At 59.4% G+C, this 330-nt stretch carries 1 protein-coding gene; it reads right to left on the reverse strand.

The window, feature by feature from the left end; genetic code table 11:
* Window positions 1-49: 49 nt before the first annotated feature.
* A partial coding sequence (locus tag J0A67_RS23590; RefSeq protein ID WP_206571679.1) for a hypothetical protein occupies window positions 50-330 on the reverse strand: 281 nt, incomplete at its 5' end.

Raw genomic sequence — 330 nt, forward strand, 5'->3', positions numbered from 1 at the left:
TAGCCACCCTGCGGCGGCTATTTTCAGATTTTTAGGGCGTTTTTCTGCGTTACGGCGTTTCGACCGGCGCAGTACCCAGCGCCGGCGGCTCGCTGGCGAAACCGCGCAGCCCCACCACGTGCACATGCTCGTGGTTCTGGAACACCTTACGCACCAGTTTATAGGTGGTGCCCTTCTCAGGACTGATGTTTTCCGGCGCCGCGATAATCAGCTGCATCTCCAGACGGTCACACAACTCGAACAGCGTGGCGATCGATTTGGCATCCAGACGCGCCGCTTCATCGAGGAACAGCAAGCGACATGGCGAGATGTCTTTACCGCGCAGGCGGC

This window comes from Algoriphagus aestuariicola (genome assembly GCF_017254835.1).
GTDB classification, from domain to species: Bacteria; Bacteroidota; Bacteroidia; order Cytophagales; family Cyclobacteriaceae; genus Algoriphagus; species Algoriphagus aestuariicola.